Origin of the sequence: Chryseobacterium sp. PET-29, assembly GCF_025736815.1 — a bacterium.
GTDB lineage: Bacteria > Bacteroidota > Bacteroidia > Flavobacteriales > Weeksellaceae > Chryseobacterium > Chryseobacterium nepalense.
The window spans coordinates 3,134,528-3,150,391 of sequence record NZ_CP107053.1; the positions used below are offsets into that span (position 1 = coordinate 3,134,528).

15 protein-coding genes are annotated in these 15,864 nt (G+C 37.2%); 9 read left to right on the forward strand and 6 right to left on the reverse strand.

The features are described from left to right. Positions 1 to 9 precede the first annotated feature (9 nt). Both aat and ODE14_RS14165 read left to right on the forward strand, forming a co-directional pair. Entirely contained in the window at positions 10 to 660 is a 651-nt protein-coding gene (gene aat / locus ODE14_RS14160) for a leucyl/phenylalanyl-tRNA--protein transferase (RefSeq protein ID WP_263601892.1), read from the forward strand. Beyond that, positions 650 to 1,540: a DMT family transporter gene (locus ODE14_RS14165; protein ID WP_248389321.1), complete on the forward strand. Its 891-nt coding sequence runs from the start codon at positions 650 to 652 to the stop codon at positions 1,538 to 1,540. The genes aat and ODE14_RS14165 overlap by 11 nt, the downstream gene beginning before the upstream one ends. Before the next feature lie 46 nt (positions 1,541 to 1,586). Here ODE14_RS14165 and ODE14_RS14170 read toward each other — a convergent pair whose 3' ends face one another. The 5 genes from ODE14_RS14170 to ODE14_RS14190 all read right to left on the reverse strand — a co-directional run bounded on the left by ODE14_RS14170 (position 1,587) and on the right by ODE14_RS14190 (position 8,041). Then, the gene (locus ODE14_RS14170; protein ID WP_248389319.1) at positions 1,587 to 2,975 is read right to left on the reverse strand and encodes a tetratricopeptide repeat protein; all 1,389 of its coding nucleotides are present in this window, start codon (positions 2,973 to 2,975) and stop codon (positions 1,587 to 1,589) included. A gap of 123 nt (positions 2,976 to 3,098) precedes the next feature. Then, on the reverse strand, positions 3,099 to 4,481 hold the full coding sequence (gene glmM, locus ODE14_RS14175; RefSeq protein ID WP_263601893.1) for a phosphoglucosamine mutase: 1,383 nt from the start codon (positions 4,479 to 4,481) through the stop codon (positions 3,099 to 3,101). A gap of 234 nt (positions 4,482 to 4,715) precedes the next feature. Next, on the reverse strand, positions 4,716 to 6,749 hold the full coding sequence (gene feoB / locus ODE14_RS14180) for a ferrous iron transport protein B (RefSeq protein WP_263601894.1): 2,034 nt from the start codon (positions 6,747 to 6,749) through the stop codon (positions 4,716 to 4,718). Beyond that, positions 6,749 to 6,994, reverse strand: coding sequence for a FeoA family protein (locus ODE14_RS14185; protein WP_066438285.1), 246 nt, complete (start codon positions 6,992 to 6,994; stop codon positions 6,749 to 6,751). Before ODE14_RS14185 ends, feoB begins: the two co-directional genes overlap by 1 nt. A gap of 138 nt (positions 6,995 to 7,132) precedes the next feature. Next, complete coding sequence (locus tag ODE14_RS14190; protein WP_248389311.1) at positions 7,133 to 8,041, reverse strand: GLPGLI family protein; 909 nt, start codon at positions 8,039 to 8,041, stop codon at positions 7,133 to 7,135. A 202-nt stretch (positions 8,042 to 8,243) separates the two neighbouring features. On the opposite strand from ODE14_RS14190, the gene ODE14_RS14195 reads away from it, so the two are divergent. The 7 genes from ODE14_RS14195 to ODE14_RS14225 all read left to right on the forward strand — a co-directional run bounded on the left by ODE14_RS14195 (position 8,244) and on the right by ODE14_RS14225 (position 14,275). Next, positions 8,244 to 8,738 carry a hypothetical protein gene (locus ODE14_RS14195; RefSeq protein WP_248389309.1) on the forward strand — a complete coding sequence of 165 codons (495 nt, stop codon included), beginning with the start codon at positions 8,244 to 8,246 and terminating at the stop codon, positions 8,736 to 8,738. A gap of 23 nt (positions 8,739 to 8,761) precedes the next feature. Next, the gene (locus ODE14_RS14200; protein ID WP_263601895.1) at positions 8,762 to 9,601 is read left to right on the forward strand and encodes a YoaK family protein; all 840 of its coding nucleotides are present in this window, start codon (positions 8,762 to 8,764) and stop codon (positions 9,599 to 9,601) included. A 260-nt stretch (positions 9,602 to 9,861) separates the two neighbouring features. Continuing rightward, positions 9,862 to 11,649 carry a DNA mismatch repair endonuclease MutL gene (gene mutL, locus ODE14_RS14205; protein ID WP_263601896.1) on the forward strand — a complete coding sequence of 596 codons (1,788 nt, stop codon included), beginning with the start codon at positions 9,862 to 9,864 and terminating at the stop codon, positions 11,647 to 11,649. Positions 11,650 to 11,652: 3 nt separating this feature from the next. Beyond that, positions 11,653 to 12,381 (forward strand): rhomboid family intramembrane serine protease, encoded by a 729-nt coding sequence (locus ODE14_RS14210; RefSeq protein ID WP_263601897.1) that lies wholly within the window; start codon positions 11,653 to 11,655, stop codon positions 12,379 to 12,381. Positions 12,382 to 12,387: 6 nt separating this feature from the next. Continuing rightward, positions 12,388 to 13,383, forward strand: coding sequence for an endonuclease/exonuclease/phosphatase family protein (locus ODE14_RS14215; RefSeq protein WP_263601898.1), 996 nt, complete (start codon positions 12,388 to 12,390; stop codon positions 13,381 to 13,383). A 111-nt stretch (positions 13,384 to 13,494) separates the two neighbouring features. After that, positions 13,495 to 13,833: a hypothetical protein gene (locus tag ODE14_RS14220; protein ID WP_263601899.1), complete on the forward strand. Its 339-nt coding sequence runs from the start codon at positions 13,495 to 13,497 to the stop codon at positions 13,831 to 13,833. 34 nt (positions 13,834 to 13,867) lie between these two features. Beyond that, the gene (locus ODE14_RS14225) at positions 13,868 to 14,275 is read left to right on the forward strand and encodes a hypothetical protein (protein WP_263601900.1); all 408 of its coding nucleotides are present in this window, start codon (positions 13,868 to 13,870) and stop codon (positions 14,273 to 14,275) included. Between the two features lie 63 nt (positions 14,276 to 14,338). On the opposite strand, the gene ODE14_RS14230 is transcribed toward ODE14_RS14225, so the two are convergent. Then, the gene (locus ODE14_RS14230; RefSeq protein WP_263601901.1) at positions 14,339 to 15,856 is read right to left on the reverse strand and encodes a GH3 auxin-responsive promoter family protein; all 1,518 of its coding nucleotides are present in this window, start codon (positions 15,854 to 15,856) and stop codon (positions 14,339 to 14,341) included. Positions 15,857 to 15,864: the final 8 nt, after the last annotated feature.

Sequence of the window (15,864 nt, forward strand, 5' to 3'; positions counted from 1 at the left end):
TTCCCGAAAATGATTCGACTAGACGAAAACGAGATTTCTTTTCCTGATCCGGAGCTGTACGACGGCCACGAAGGGATCATTGCTTTTGGCGGAGACCTCTCGGTAGAAAGAATATGGTTTGCTTATCAATTGGGCATATTTCCCTGGTTTAATCCGGGGGAAGAGATTCTCTGGTGGTGTCCGGACCCAAGATTTGTACTTTTTCCCGAGGAAATAAAGGTTTCAAAATCCATGAAAAAAATACTGGATCGAAACGTCTTTACCTTCACAGAAAATACAAACTTCCGAGAAGTCATCAAAAACTGCAGGGATATCAGCCGTAAAGGGCAATCTGGAACCTGGCTTTCGGATGAACTGATGGAGTCTTTCATCAAGCTTCATGATTATGGATTGGCAAAAAGTCTGGAAGTCTGGCAAAATGAAGAGCTGGTGGGAGGATTTTACGGTCTTCAGATCGGAAATATTTTCTGTGGAGAAAGTATGTTTTCCAAAGTAAGCAATGCATCGAAAGCGGGATTTATCCATTTTGCTCAAAAATATAGAAACAAGCTGGAGCTCATCGACTGCCAATCCCATACCGATCACCTGGAAAGTCTTGGCGCAAAAATGATTCCCAAGCGGGAATTCCTGAAAATTTTACATAAAAACAATGAATACTGATAGAGAAAAATGGGTTCTTCTGATTCTCCTGAGCATGATCTGGGGATCGTCTTTTATTTTGATTAAAAAATCCCTGGAACATTTCAGTCCTTATCAGGTGGGTGCTTTAAGGGTATTGATTGCCGGAATCATTCTGATGCCGATTGCGATCTCAAAATACAAACTTTTCCCCAAAAAACATCTGAAGTGGCTTTTGCTGGCAGCTTTTACAGGAAATTTTATTCCGATGTTTCTGTTTCCTATCGCCGAAACAGAAGTCAGCAGCAGTATTGCCGGAATTGTGAATTCTATGATGCCGATTTTTGTAATAATAGTGGGTGCGCTGGTATGGAACTTTGGTACTACGAGGCGACAGATTACGGGAACATTCATAAGTTTTACCGGCGTTTGTATCCTTGCTTTCGGAGGGGATGCGGAAAGCGGAACTTTTAAGCTTATTCCTATTTTATTGCTCTTACTGGCTACTTTGTGCTATGCAGTAAGCACAACTACCGTAAAGTCAAAATTAATGGAAATTTCTTCGACAGTATTATCTGCCTTCGTTTTTACGTTTGTGTTGTTTTTACCTTCTGTGATCGCTCTTACCTTTACCGGATTTTTTTCAACCTTTAGCTTAGATAAAGATCATCTTACAGGATTGATGTTTGTAAGCTTACTGTCGATTTTCGGAACCGGACTGGCGATGATGATGAATTACCGCCTCCTGAAAGTTTCCTCTCCCTTGTTTGCTTCAACAGTCACTTTGCTGATGCCTATTGTCGCGATCATCTGGGGCATTCTGGACGGCGAAAAGCTTACTTCGCTACAGTTTGCAGGAGCTGGAGTTATTATTGCCGGACTTATCTTTCTGAGAAGTAAACCTAATGTTATAAACAAATAAATCCCGCGAAATTGCGGGATTTATTTTTATCGTAAGTGAGTTTTAATTAACCTTCGGAATTTTTCTTTTTCACTCTGGCTTTTGCTTTTTTCACCTCATCTTTAATGAAAGGATATTTTTTCTGCATATCCGAAACCAGAGACGGATCAAGATCCAAAGCCTGAAGCAGTACTTCTTTGCCTTTTTCCTGGTCTTTCAGGTTGAAATAACAATTGCTAAGCTGGTAATATAATTCTGCTCTGTGATGTGTTTTTACGGCATTATTTAAAACCAAGATGGCTTCTTCATATTCGCCTAACAGCATCAGCACTTCAGAATAAGCGTACCAATTATAAAACCTTGACGGCTCTGTATCTACCAGCTTTTTCAGGCAGGTAAGACTTTCCTCAAATTTCCCTGCATCAATAAATAAAAATGCCAGTCTTTTTTGATAATCAAGATTGTTTTCATTTAAGTGCGTCGCCTCTCTTGCAAAATGTAAGGCTTCGCTCATCCCGCCCATTTCTTCGTAGATATAGGATTGTTCCATCATCGCAAGATAAAATTGCGGATCTTCCCGTAATGACTTCTGGAAAGCGTTTAAAGCCACAATCGGTTGTTTTAAGGCTTTATAACAAAGTCCGATTTTATAAAAGGTAAATGCTTTTGTGTACTCCAGTTCAAGCATTTCTTCGTAAACGGATATCGCCTTTTTATAATCTCCTAAAGCTTCATAACAGGCTGCCTTGTTGGCATACACTCCTACCGAGCTTGAGTTGATGGCCAGTAAATAATCGTAGCCTTTAATGGCTTCGTCGTAATTTTTCCGGTTAAAGTAAAATTGTCCATATTCAAACCAGGCAATTTCCGAATAGGCATATTCATCAAGATATTCATTCAGGAATGCAATTGCCTCATCACTCTTATTCAGATCGGAAAAGCAGACCATACAGTTTTCCAGTGCATAATCGTCTGTAGGATCTTCTTTAAGTGCTTTTCTGTAATGTTTAAGGGCGTTAAAAGGATCTCCAAGATTTACATATTCATCAGCAATAAAATTGTGAAGGAAGTTTTCTTCTTCTTTCAGTTCTAATGCTTTTTTACAGATATCAATGGATTTTCTTGGATTTCCTAAATTCGAATAATACTTTGCATAGCAGACCAAAAAGTCTGTGTTTTCCATAGAAGAACCTTTCAGCTCATCGATCAGCTCTTTAGCCGTATTATAATCTTCCCATTCCAAAAGAATTTCAAGCTTTTTGATCTTGATGTCTAAGGAATTTGGGTGAAGCTTGAGTCCATAATTTACTGCAGTATCTGCATAATTAAAGTCTCCCAGCTCCAGGTAATAAACAATAATGTCTTCCAGCTCTTCTGTATCAAAGTAGAATTCATCATTATTTTCCATCATTTCCTCGAACTTTTTTACAAGTTCATTTCCAAAATATTCTTCCAATATAAAACAGTTTTAAGATTTAAGACCAGAGATATGAGATATACTAATACTCGCTTCTGAAAATCTTAGTTTTAAATTTAATAATAAATACGATTAAAATGATGAAAAGGTTGTTAACTTTTATTAAATCAAGCTATTGATTTTAGCTATCATTTCATCACCTAACCGGTCGGCTTCTTCCTGCGATTTAGCCTCGGTATAGATTCTGATAATAGGTTCCGTATTTGATTTTCTCAGGTGAACCCAGTTATTTTCAAAATCTATTTTTACTCCATCGATGGTGGAGACCTCTTCATTTTGATATTCTTTTTCCATTTTGGTTAAAATATCATCTACATTTATTTCCGGGGTAAGCTCTATTTTCTTTTTACCCATGAAATAGCTCGGGTACCCTGCTCTTAGTTCAGAAACCGTTTTGTTTTCTTTGGCAAGATGCGTTAAAAATAAAGCAACTCCTACTAGAGAATCTCTACCGTAATGAAGATCCGGATAGATAATTCCTCCGTTTCCTTCACCGCCGATAACAGCATTTTTCTCCTTCATTAATGTAACTACATTCACTTCTCCAACTGCACTTGCAAAATAGTCTGAGTTGTGACTTTTTGCAACATCTCTTAATGCACGGCTTGATGAAAGGTTTGAAATAGCTACACCGTTTTTGTTTTTCAGCAGATAATCTGCAACGGCAACCAACGTGTATTCTTCCCCGAACATTTCACCTTTTTCGTCGATTAAAGCTAATCTGTCCACATCAGGATCTACTACAATTCCGAAATCTGCTCCTTCTTTTTTTACCAGTTCACAGATGTCTCCTAAATGCTCTTTCAATGGTTCCGGATTGTGCGGGAAATGGCCGGTTGGTTCACAGTATAATTTTACTGTTTCGCAACCAAGTTTATCCAACAGCATTGGAATGGCAATTCCTCCAGTTGAATTTACAGCATCCAATACTACCTTGAACTTTTTAGCTTTAATAGCTTCTACATCAACCATCGGAAGATCTAAAATTTGCTGAATATGAATATCAAAAGCATCATCTCTTGTTTCATATTTTCCAAGATCATCAACTTCCGCATAGTTGAAATCTTCACTTTCTGCAAGGGCTAAAACTTCGGCTCCGTTTTCTCCGCTGATGAATTCACCTTTATTATTGAGTAATTTCAGGGCATTCCATTGTTTTGGGTTATGAGAAGCCGTTAGAATAATTCCTCCGTCGGCTTTCAGTTCAGGGACCATAATTTCCACGGTTGGCGTAGTGGAAAGCCCCAGATCGATTACGTTAATTCCCAACCCTTGTAATGTAGCGGTAACGAGAGAGGACACCATCTGCCCGGAAATCCTTGCATCTCTACCAATAACGAGGGTAAGGTCTTTTTTATTGTTGTTATTCTGAAGCCAGGTTCCGAATGCGGAAGCAAATTTCACCACATCAAGCGGTGTAAGGTTATCATTTACTTTTCCTCCGATCGTTCCACGGATTCCTGAAATACTTTTTATTAGTGACATTATGGGTGTTTTATAGTTTTAATTTTTAAATAATTTAATTATAAGCAAAATTAAATATTATTTGTCACACCCCATCAGAAAGTTATGAACAACCGCAATCCTTATCACAGTTTGTTCGCTTGGAGCTGAACTTTTTCGGCGCAAAATTCTTTCTAAGTATTCTGAACAAAGAGTAGCAGGCAAATGCTACCACAAGAAGAACAACAATATATTGTAAAAGCAAGGAAGAATCCATTATTTTAAGATTTGATATGCAAACATGGACACAAAATATGCCAATCCTGTCATCATGATCACCTGTAAAGCTGTCCATTTCCAGCTTTTGGTTTCTCTGTAGACTACTGCGAGTGTAGAAATACACTGCATTGCAAATGCGTAAAAGAGAAGTACTGAAACCCCTGTTGCAAAGCTAAACACTTTTTCGCCGTTCGGTTTTACATCTCTTCTCATTTTATCAATTACTTTTACCTCCGGCGCATCATCTTCAAGGCTGTATAATGTAGACATTGTTCCTACAAAAACTTCCCTTGCGACAAAACTTGTCAGGATTCCGACACCCATTTTCCAGTCGTATCCGAGAGGTGCAATTACCGGCTCTATACCTTTACCCATTTTGGCTAAGTAAGAATGATCAAGCTCAACGTTGGTCGCCACAAATTGATCCGGTTTTTGTTTGGGTCCGAAATAGCTTAAAAACCAAATGATAATGCTTACGATGAAAATAATTTTCCCAGCTCCTGTAATAAAGTCCCACACTTTCCCCAGAACCATTTTAAAATCATATCCGAAAAGCGGCTTTTTGTACGTTGGCAAATCCATTACCAGATACGTTTTACCTTTATTTTTAATAAACCTGTTAAGAACGGCGGCTGAAAACAAAGCAACCACAAAACCCAGAAGGTACATTCCCATCAATACCAGCGCTTTATATTTTATTCCTAAAAACGTTCCGTCCGAGATAATAAGCCCGATAATGATGCTGTAAACAGGAAGCCTTGCAGAACACGTCATGAAAGGCGTTACCAGAATTGTTAATAACCTTTCTTTAAGGTTTTCTATATTTCTTGTTGAAATTACCGCAGGAATTGCACAGGCTGTCCCGGAAACCAGCGGAACAATACTTTTCCCGTTCAGTCCGAAAGGACGAAGAAGCCTGTCCATAAGGAAGACCACTCTTGCCATATATCCTGAATCTTCAAGAAGGTAAAGAAAGTATAACAAAATTCCGATCTGCGGTGCGAAGATGACAATCCCCCCGATTCCAGGAACAATTCCATTAGAAATAAGTGAATTTAAAGGTCCTTCCGGAAGGTGCTCTCCCGTAAAAGCGGAAAGCCATGCAAAAAATTCATCGATCCAGTTCATCGGATATTCCGCAAGGAAAAATACGCTTTGGAAAATGACCAGCAGAATCATCATGAAAACAACATATCCCCAGAATTTATGAACCAGTACCTTATCTAATTTCTCGGTTAATAATTCTTTAAACTGAGGTTTTTTAGAAATAACATTTGATAAAATACCGTCAATATTCTGGTAACGTCTGACCGTTTCCTGTACCTGTAATCTTTTAGGAACAAGACTTTTCGAATCGGGCTCATTTATTTGCTCAACAACAGAATTAATTTTTCCCAAATCCGTTCCGAGTGATAATGTAAGCCAGGTTTTATATTCGTTATCTATACCTTTGTATGAAGCAACTTTATGGATAAAATCTCTATGTTCTGACGGTATTTCAAATGATTGAGCAGAAGTTTTCAGAAAATTATTCTGGAAAACAGCTTCTTTCAGTTCTTCAATACCAATCTGTTCTTTTGCATTGGTACGAATAATTGTAATACCTATCGATTCTGAAAATGCGTCAATATCAATAGAAATTCCTCTTCTTTCGGCCTGATCGATCTGGTTTACCACCAGAATCATCGGAATTCCGAGGTCCTGGATCTGCTGAAACAGAAGCAGCCCTCTTTTTAGGCTTAATGCCTCAAGAATATAGATTACCCCCGCATAATCTTTTTGATTTTCCATCACAAACTTCGAGAAGATCGCTTCATCTTCCGAGCTTGGATAAATACTGTAGGATCCCGGCAGATCCACTACCTCTACCACTTCATTTTTATAGGTATAAAATCCGGAATGGCTGGCTACCGTAACTCCTGCATAGTTCCCTGTTTTCTGCTTTTTGTTGCAAAGCGCATTGAAAACCGTGGATTTTCCTACATTAGGATTTCCGACTAACAGTATTTGTTTTGTATGATTTCCCTGCATCAATTCAATTCTTCAACAATAATATATCTGCCCTCTTCTTCACGAAGCGCAATCCGGCTTTTTTCTTCCCCGAATTCTACATACATCGGTCCTTTGAAAGGGGCCTGATACAGAATCCTGAACGAGGTTTCCGGAAGAAGCCCCATTTCGATAATTTTGTTAGGCATTTTAAGGCTGTCGTTATCATACCCTAAAATCTTTCCCATTCTGTTTTTGGGAAATCCACTTAATTTATGTAAACCCATCTCTTTCAAAGCCAAAATTTTGTATGCAAATATACGCTATTTAAATTTAATCTAAATAACAAATTGATATGAAAGAAATCAACCCAAATGCAAAAATGCACTTGGGTTGATTCAATATAATTAGTTAAATATGAATGCTTATTTTTTCTTTTTATCTGCTGAGGAATAAGTAAGTTCTATTGGGTTATCGTTGGAATTGAAGAAATCTTTGTACATTTTCTCCTGTTTTTTCATCATATCTCCAATCGTTCCGTCCATTCCAGGTATTGTTTTAGACATAATTTCCTGAGTCATCATTGGTCTTGCAGTAGCAAAAGGATCTTTCTTGAAATCACTGAATGTCTTTTCAAATTTCTCTCTCGGCATATCTGTTACTTTCAGAGACATATTGGAAATTTTTTCTGAATAAGAAAGTTCTTCCCAATTCTGAACTTTTTTATTTCCCTGCAGGATCCAAGAATAATTTTTACCTTCGTCTTCGATCTTTACAATGAGACCCGGTAATCCTGAAAATTTAAAAGGTCCATCCTGAAAAGGAAGTTCCGTACTGAACCATGCTGTCCACTTTCTTCCTCCGAAATCTACTGTTGCCTTTTGAGCATTATAGGGTCCTATTTTCTCTTTTTCATTAGAAATTTTCCAGTCAAACTTGATGGTTTCGTTGTATGCAATAGCCATTGGTGAAAACCCGCTTGCTATTCTTTCAACATACTGCACTTTCATATCCGGATAATATTTTACAATCTTCTCTGAAAATTTTGGCATCCTGATCGTTTTTGACAGGTCTTTGAATACTCCTGACTTTTGCATGGCCTCCACTTGAACTTTGATAATAGAATCCTGTCCTATTACGGTATAATCTCTGTAAACAGAACGGTCTTTAGCAATATCAAGTACAGTAAGTACTTTATCCAGTTTTGCAGAATCCTTCTTCGGTTTAAAGGTAAGCTCATAAAAAAAACGGTTCGCCGTTTCTTTAGAATCTTTGTCCTGAGCACTTACAAAAGCAAAAAGCGCGATAAAAAATATTGAAAATAGCTTTTTCATTGTTTTTCTGATGTTTTATATGGTATTAGTTGGCAACCTCCTCTTTTTGTTACACTTTTTTGTATTTCTTTTTTTTAAATGCATATTCTAATCTGATTTTAATCTCTTTAATGACATTTTAATTCCATTCCAAAGAACTTCTAATCTGGTCATTTTAGTTTTGTAACATCAAAAAGATAAACACGACCTAAATCTTAAAAATATGATCAGAACGATTTTAATAGCTACAGATTATTCTCTTGAATCTTTGAACATCCTTAAGAAAGTGATGCGGGAGAAAGATGCTGCTGAAGACCAAAATCAGTATACTATTCTTTTGGTTTCAGGATACGATACGGGAGATTCTATCAGAGATCTTCTTTTTAATACAAAAAGTACGATTTTCAATAAATTAAGGCCTCAGGAATTCTGTGAAGCGTATACCATTATCAAAAATAAATATCCTCACCTCATTAATAAAATTGTGTGTGATATTTTCACGGGAAGCTTCCAGAGAACCTTTAACAATTATGTAAAAGCTGAAAATATCGAGGAGGCTTATTACGCTTCGTCTATTAAAAGTAAAGGAAACGGAAAATTTGATGTAATTCCTTATATCAAAAAATGCAAAGACCTTAAAAGCTACGAAATTTCATTAGAAGTTAAAAAACACATGCCTGAAAAAGGAAGACTGGCAGAAATCTTTGTGGAAGTTTAAATCAGACTTATAAAATTTTAAAAATGTTAAGGAATTATAGTAACAGCAGGACGTTGGGAGACAACATAAGACTGGGAACGCTGACTGCCTTTACGGCGGGTACTATAAATATTGCTTCCCTGTTGATATTTCTCTCGTTTACGTCAAACGTAACAGGGCACTATGCTATCCTCGCAGCAGAAATCAGTAAGGCCAACTGGTCGCAGGTTGCCGTAGTGGGAGGCTGGATTTTTCTTTTCTTCTTCGGAGGGTTTGTATCCAATTTTATGGTCATCAACTTCAACAGGAAGAGTAAATATTTCGCGCATGCCATGCCTTTGGTGCTTGAAATAGTATGCCTCCTTTTTGTAGGAATCTATGGACAGTTTTATTATCGTAAAACCCTTGAGGAAACAGAATATCTGGTCGCATTAATGCTTTTTGCTACAGGACTACAGAATGGTTTAACGGCAAGTATTTCCAACTTCTCCGTGAAAACAACCCACCTTACCGGTACTACCACCGACCTTGGAATTCTGTTTTCTATGTTTACCCAGAAAAAATTCAGGAAAAACGGAGAGTTGGTAGCAAGAGCCAAATTGTTAATGAGTATTATGCTTGCGTATGTTTTGGGAGCGGTATTTTCCGGACTTACCTATTATTATCTTGAGTTCAGGGTTTTTTATGTGATCAGTCTTTGCTTGCTGGTTGTAATTGGATATGATGCCTATAAAATTCATCTGAGACATTATAACACGCAATATAGATACAGCAAAATATATAGAAAACCTAACTTTTTAGCTTTTCTGTATGATAAGATCCATGGAGGTTCCGGAATCAAACAAAAAGGAGAGAAAAAGAGAAAACTTATTTTCGAAGAATAAATGTTCTTATAAAGATTTCTTATTTAAAGACAATACATATCAGTATTAATTTTGTGTAAACTAGCTGTGAATCAATCCTCTAATTGTGTAATACAATTGGGGGATTGTGTTTTTTAGAAAATGCTTACGGAAGATCGTTTTAGCTGAAATAAAAACGTCGCAGGAATGTTGATATGTTGATAATTAATTTTTAATTCAGGGGGTTATTGTTTTAATTCTTATTCTGAATGCCTATTTTTGTAAGTTGATTTACTTTTTTTATGTCAGATATTATTCAGCTTTTACCGGATCATGTAGCCAACCAAATTGCGGCAGGAGAGGTGGTGCAGAGACCTGCATCCATTGTAAAAGAACTTTTGGAAAATGCAATTGATGCCGAAGCCACGAAGATTGAACTGATTGTAAGAGATGCCGGAAAAAATCTGATTCAGGTGGTAGATGACGGAAAAGGAATGTCTGAGACGGATGCAAGGATGGCTTTTGAGAGACACGCCACTTCCAAAATCAGAGGAACGGAAGATATTTTTAAAATTGCCACAAAAGGATTCCGTGGCGAAGCACTTGCTTCTATTGCAGCGGTCTCCCAGGTAGAACTGAGAACCAAGCAGAAAGATGCAACCATAGGAACCAATATCTATATAGAAGGCGGAGTGTTTCAGTTTCAGGATCCTGTTCAGACGGCAGACGGCTCCAATTTTTTAGTAAAAAATCTTTTCTATAACGTTCCGGCCAGAAGAAAATTCCTTAAAAATAATAATATCGAATTCAGACATGTTATTGATGAATTTCAACGTGTTGCCCTGGCGCATGAAAATCTTGAGTTTTCCCTTTTTCATGACGATGAAGCGGTTTTCAGATTAAGAAAAGGAAGCCAGATGCAGCGTATTGTGGATATTTTCGGAAGAAAACTGCAGCCCCAGCTTATTCCTATTAAAGAAGATATCATCTGGTGTAAACTTCACGGGTTTGTAGCTAAACCTGATGGAGCCAAGAAAACGAGAGGAGAACAGTTTCTTTTTGTAAACGGAAGATATTTTAAAAGTCCGTATTTCAATAAAGCGGTGCAGGAAGCTTTTGAAGGATTGCTGCTGCCGGGATATATTCCTACGTTTTTTCTTTTTTTAGAATTAGATCCTGAAAAGATTGATGTCAATATACATCCTCAGAAAACGGAAGTAAAATTTGAAGATGAGCATCTGATCTTTGCATTGTTGCGCTCTACCATTAAAAGATCATTGGGAATTTACAATGTTGCACCAAGCCTTGATTTCGAAAAAGATCCGCACCTGGATGAAATCATGCAGAAAACATTTCCAAGCAAAAGCAACGGAGGTGGAAGCGGGTTTATCAAAATGCCTGAAATTATTGTAGACAAAGATTATAATCCGTTTCTGGAAGAAAGAGGAGTAAAACAGGCAGAAATTCAGAATCTTGCCGAGATGTACCACCAGAATATTTCAGCCGAACCTTCAAAAATAAACCTTTTTGAAGATGAAGATTTTGATGAAGATCTGATGCGACTCCCAAATGGCTACTGGCTCTTCAATAAAGGAGATAAAACCCTGATGCTAGATCTTGGAAGAATGCACAGGCTTGTGGTTTCCGAAAACACAAAACCTGTAAAAAAAGGAACTACGAACAGCCACTCCCTGCTCTTTTCTCTTGAGTATCACATGAATGAGATTGAAAAGAACAAATATAAATCAATCAAAAAATTTCTTCCTGAATTAGGATTTGAAATGAGCATCGCCCATGAAAGCGTTCTAAGGATTGATGCCGTACCGGAAGGTTTGAAAGAAACCCAGGTCATGAAATTCCTGGAGAATCTTTTTGACATTCTGGAATATAAGACAGAAGAAGAATTCCTGCAGTTTTACCAGAATCAGTGGAACAAAATGCAGTCGAAGTCAAGATTTGATTATATCTACAAGAAAGATGCGGAACAGCTGATCAGAGATTTTACGGCATTAGGTTTCCCGGAATTTTTACCCAATGGAAAAAGATGCTTTTTTGAAGTTCCGTTCAATGATTTTAAAAATAAATTTTAAAGTATGTTTAATAGTATCCCTCCTATCACGAGAAATATCATCATCATCAATGTAATTGTATTTATTTTGGTTGGTTTTATATTCCCTCAATTTTACGTTTCCCTATCTGCATTTTATCCTTTTTCACCCAATTTCAGATCATGGCAGATTATTACGCATATGTTTATGCATGGAGGATATGCTCATATTATTTTCAACATGCTTACATTATGGAGTTTCGGACCTGTGCTGGAACAAGTTTTAGGAGAGAAAAAATATTTGATTTTATACTTTTTGAGTGGTTTAGGTGCTTTTTTCCTTTTTAATTTATGGAACTTTTATGAGGTTCAGCAACTTACTTCTGCTCTTACAGATGCCAATATCAATGTTTCGGAGATTTTTATTAAAGCAGACCTCAGTAAATTTAATTTTAATCCCACACCTTATACAAATAATGAAGATGCTTATAATCTTTATATTGCATTAACGTCACCAATGGTAGGAGCTTCCGGAGCGATTTTCGGGGTTGTGGCAGCGTTTGCAACACTTTACCCTGATGCAAAAATCGGGATCATGTTTATTCCGATTCCTATGAAAGTTAAATATTTACTGCCAATTATTGTTATAGGCTCTGTATGGCTCGGAATTTCAGGTAATGTAGGAGGAATAGCTCATTTCGCCCACGTAGGCGGAGCATTAGTAGGATGGATTCTTGCAAAAATCTGGAGAAAACATCTATATCGATTCAATTAAAAATTCGTGAAAATCATTCGTCTTATATTTTTCATCATACATGTAGGAATATCTTTCCTGCTTGTCGGAACACTTCTGAATGCATACGTACCACCAAAAACATTTCCGTGGTTCAATCTGCTTTCTTTAGGTTTTCCTGTATTCATGATGGTATATCTTTTGCTCACTCTTTTTTGGATTATAAGCTGGAAAAAGAGAGCATTCGTTTTTTTACTTTTCGGACTGCTGTTTTTCAAACCGGTAATCCGGTGGATCAATTACATGCCTCAGAAAAATGAGATTCCGGACCTGAAAATTATTTCGTTGAATGCCAAAGGCGGTTTCTACGGAAAAGGGAATATAGAGTCCTATATTAACAGTCACAAACCGGATATTGTTCTGCTTCAGGAATATGGTATTAATAAAAAATATCAATTTAATGGAATGAAAGAAGGTTCACAAGGTCACATCATTACTGTTTTTTCAAAACACAGATTTATAGAGCAGAAGCAGCTTATTGAAAGTGATTATGAATATAATAATGCGTATGCGTCCCAAACCGACATTGAAATAAAAGGAAAAATATACCGTTTTATCAATGTGTACTTGCAGCCATTTAAATTTCAAAAAAGTATGGTAAAGCTTAATGGCAATAGCGAAGAAGATGAACAGAAACTAAAAGATGTCGTGAAAAGACTTATTCCTACCTTCAAAATGCATCAGGAACAGATCAGCGCAGTCAGAAAAAGCATTGATGAATCTCCCTATCCTGTAATTCTGGCAGGAGATTTCAACTCGGTTCCCAATTCTTACGAATATTATCATTTACTTGAAGGCTTACAAGATGCCTTTGTAGAAGCAGGAAGGGGAAGCGCTACAAGTTTCCACGATTACAAATTCCCGATAAGAATTGACTATATTTTCTCTTCGCCATCGGTAAAGCCACTGAGTTATAAAGTAGACCGTTCCGTAAAGCTTTCCGACCATTTTCCTGTTATTGCAACATTTAAATCCGAAAAATAAAACATAATAAGTTATTTAATTATTAAATCATTGTCAGTTGAACTGAAACTTATGATAAATTGTCCTGCAAGCTGTGCTTTTAATTGCAGAAATTCTGTTAAATTAGTTCTTATGAAAAATTTGTTTTGTATACTTTTCTTTTTATTAATTTCAGCCGTTTCATGCTCAAAAAAAGAACCTCAGGATCTTTATCCTGCAGACAGCCCGAAGGCAGACTATGATACAGTTGCTGTTGATTCTTTTTCAACCGGAGCCATATCGGTTGATGTTGCAGAACAGATCAGAATGTCTTCCAGGAAATACCAAGACTCTTTGAAAGAAGCTCTTAAACTTCAGGAACAGGAGAAAAAAATTAAAGAAGAACTGGAAAAAGAAAATAAGAAAAAAGCAGAAGAAGAGAAAAAACAAAAAGCCTCAGAAACGTCCGAAAGCGATGTAAAAAAGGAATAACATTTGAATTTCAACTAAAAATTTATCAATACATATGAAAAAAAACTTTTTATCAGGATTAATGATTGCAGCATTGATGATATCATGCACCAAATCAACATCAAAAACCGAAACGGTAGAAAATCCGGACGGAAGTGTTACTACAACCACCACTGTTTCTGAAAGCGGATTGGGCGTTGATACAGCAAAGATTAATGGCGTAAAGGAAAAAACGGAATCCAGAATCAATGCTGCAGGAGAAAAGATAGACCATGCTGCAGAAGATGCCAAAAATAAAATTGATGCTACAGCGGATAAAGCCAAAGCGAACCTTCAGAAAGCAGGACAGGATATCAAAACCGAAACTGATAAAGTAGGTAAGGATGTAAAAGATGCTGCTGCAAAAGGTGCCGGAAAAGTAGAAGACGGTGCAAAAAAGATCAAGGAAGATTTAAGCAGATAAATAACAACTGTTATACATTTAGATAATAAAACCCGCAGTCTAGACTGTGGGTTTATGTTAATTTTATTTATTATTAAGTTCAAGCAAAGGATCAATATATTCTCTGTCATTGCTTAATCTCGGCACTTTATTCTGCCCTCCCAGCTTACCCTTTGATTCCAGCCAGCAATAGAAAAGATTAGGTTTTGCGATGTGTACGATAGGTCTTTTAAGAGTCATATTGTTATAACGTTTCGCCTCATAATCAGAATTAATCGCTTTTAAATGATTATCAAAGACATCAATAAAACGTTCCAGATCGTCCGGCACCCGGCAAAATTCAAAAATCCATTCGTGCGCACCACCTTCATTTTCTTTCATGAACACAGGAGCACCTGTAAAATCTGAAATGGAAGCATTGGTCTCCTCACACGCTTTGGTAAGGGCAGATTCTACGTTTGTGATCATCAGTTCTTCACCAAAAGCATTGATGTAATGCTTCGTTCTTCCCGTAATTTTTATCCTGAACGGACTGATGGAAGTAAATACCACCGTATCGCCGATAAGGTATCTCCAAAGGCCACCATTCGTGGTGATAACCATCGCATAATTCTTACCTATTTCAACGTCTTCCAGGCTTACTACTTTAGGATTGGAAAGATGAAACTGCTCCATCGGAATAAACTCATAGAAAATCCCGTAATCCAGCATCAGCAGCATCTCATCACTGTTTGACCGGTCCTGAATTCCGAAAAACCCTTCGGAAGCATTATAAATTTCGTAATAATTGATATTTTTCCCGATAATCTGTGTGTATTGCTCCCGGTATGGTTTAAAGCTGATCCCGCCATGAAAGAAAACTTCCAGATTCGGCCACAATTCAGAAATATTGTTGATTCCGGCTTCATTTATAACACGTTGAAGAAGCACCATCATCCAACTAGGAACCCCCAGAATGCTGCCTACATCTTCATTTTTAACTTCAGAGATTATGGCTTTAAGCTTGCTCTCCCACTCTCCCATCAGCGAAACCTTTTTGCTGGGTGTTGTTGTTATTTCTACCCAGAATGGCAAATTATCAATAAGGATCGCGGAAAGATCGCCGAATTTGGTATTAAAATCCGCATACAGTTCCGAGCTTCCCCCGAGACGCAGGTTTTTATAATTGAACAGCTGATTTTCAGGATGATTATTGGCATAAATGGAAACCATATCCTTTCCTGCTTTCATGTGACAATATTCCAGGCTTTCTGCGGAAATAGGAATAAATTTACTTTTGGCATTGGTAGTCCCGGAAGATTTGGCAAAATGCTTAATATATCCGGGCCAGGTAACATCTTTCTGTCCCTGTCTTGCTTTTTCAATATAGGGTTCAATCTCCTCATAAGTTACGATCGGGACCTTGTTTTTAAAATCCTGATAGCTGGAAACAGAATTAAAGCCATACTTTTTGCCATACTCCGTATCTTCTGCGTGAAACAGTTGGGAAAATAACACCCCTTTTTGTGTTTCAATAGGATGATCTATAAAATTCTGAATCTGGTCTATTCTCTGACGAATAAACCAATTGACCACAGTATTGAAAAGTGCTTTTGTTGCCATTCCAACAA

Coding starts and splice junctions, on each gene's coding strand:
- aat (WP_263601892.1), top strand. CDS start 10: ATGATTCGACTAGACGAAAACGAGATTTCTTTTCCTGATCCGGAGCTG.
- ODE14_RS14165 (WP_248389321.1), top strand. CDS start 650: ATGAATACTGATAGAGAAAAATGGGTTCTTCTGATTCTCCTGAGCATG.
- glmM (WP_263601893.1), bottom strand. CDS start 4,481: ATGTCACTAATAAAAAGTATTTCAGGAATCCGTGGAACGATCGGAGGA.
- feoB (WP_263601894.1), bottom strand. CDS start 6,749: ATGCAGGGAAATCATACAAAACAAATACTGTTAGTCGGAAATCCTAAT.
- ODE14_RS14185 (WP_066438285.1), bottom strand. CDS start 6,994: ATGGGTTTACATAAATTAAGTGGATTTCCCAAAAACAGAATGGGAAAG.
- ODE14_RS14190 (WP_248389311.1), bottom strand. CDS start 8,041: ATGAAAAAGCTATTTTCAATATTTTTTATCGCGCTTTTTGCTTTTGTA.
- ODE14_RS14195 (WP_248389309.1), top strand. CDS start 8,244: ATGATCAGAACGATTTTAATAGCTACAGATTATTCTCTTGAATCTTTG.
- ODE14_RS14200 (WP_263601895.1), top strand. CDS start 8,762: ATGTTAAGGAATTATAGTAACAGCAGGACGTTGGGAGACAACATAAGA.
- mutL (WP_263601896.1), top strand. CDS start 9,862: ATGTCAGATATTATTCAGCTTTTACCGGATCATGTAGCCAACCAAATT.
- ODE14_RS14210 (WP_263601897.1), top strand. CDS start 11,653: ATGTTTAATAGTATCCCTCCTATCACGAGAAATATCATCATCATCAAT.
- ODE14_RS14220 (WP_263601899.1), top strand. CDS start 13,495: ATGAAAAATTTGTTTTGTATACTTTTCTTTTTATTAATTTCAGCCGTT.
- ODE14_RS14225 (WP_263601900.1), top strand. CDS start 13,868: ATGAAAAAAAACTTTTTATCAGGATTAATGATTGCAGCATTGATGATA.
- ODE14_RS14230 (WP_263601901.1), bottom strand. CDS start 15,856: ATGGCAACAAAAGCACTTTTCAATACTGTGGTCAATTGGTTTATTCGT.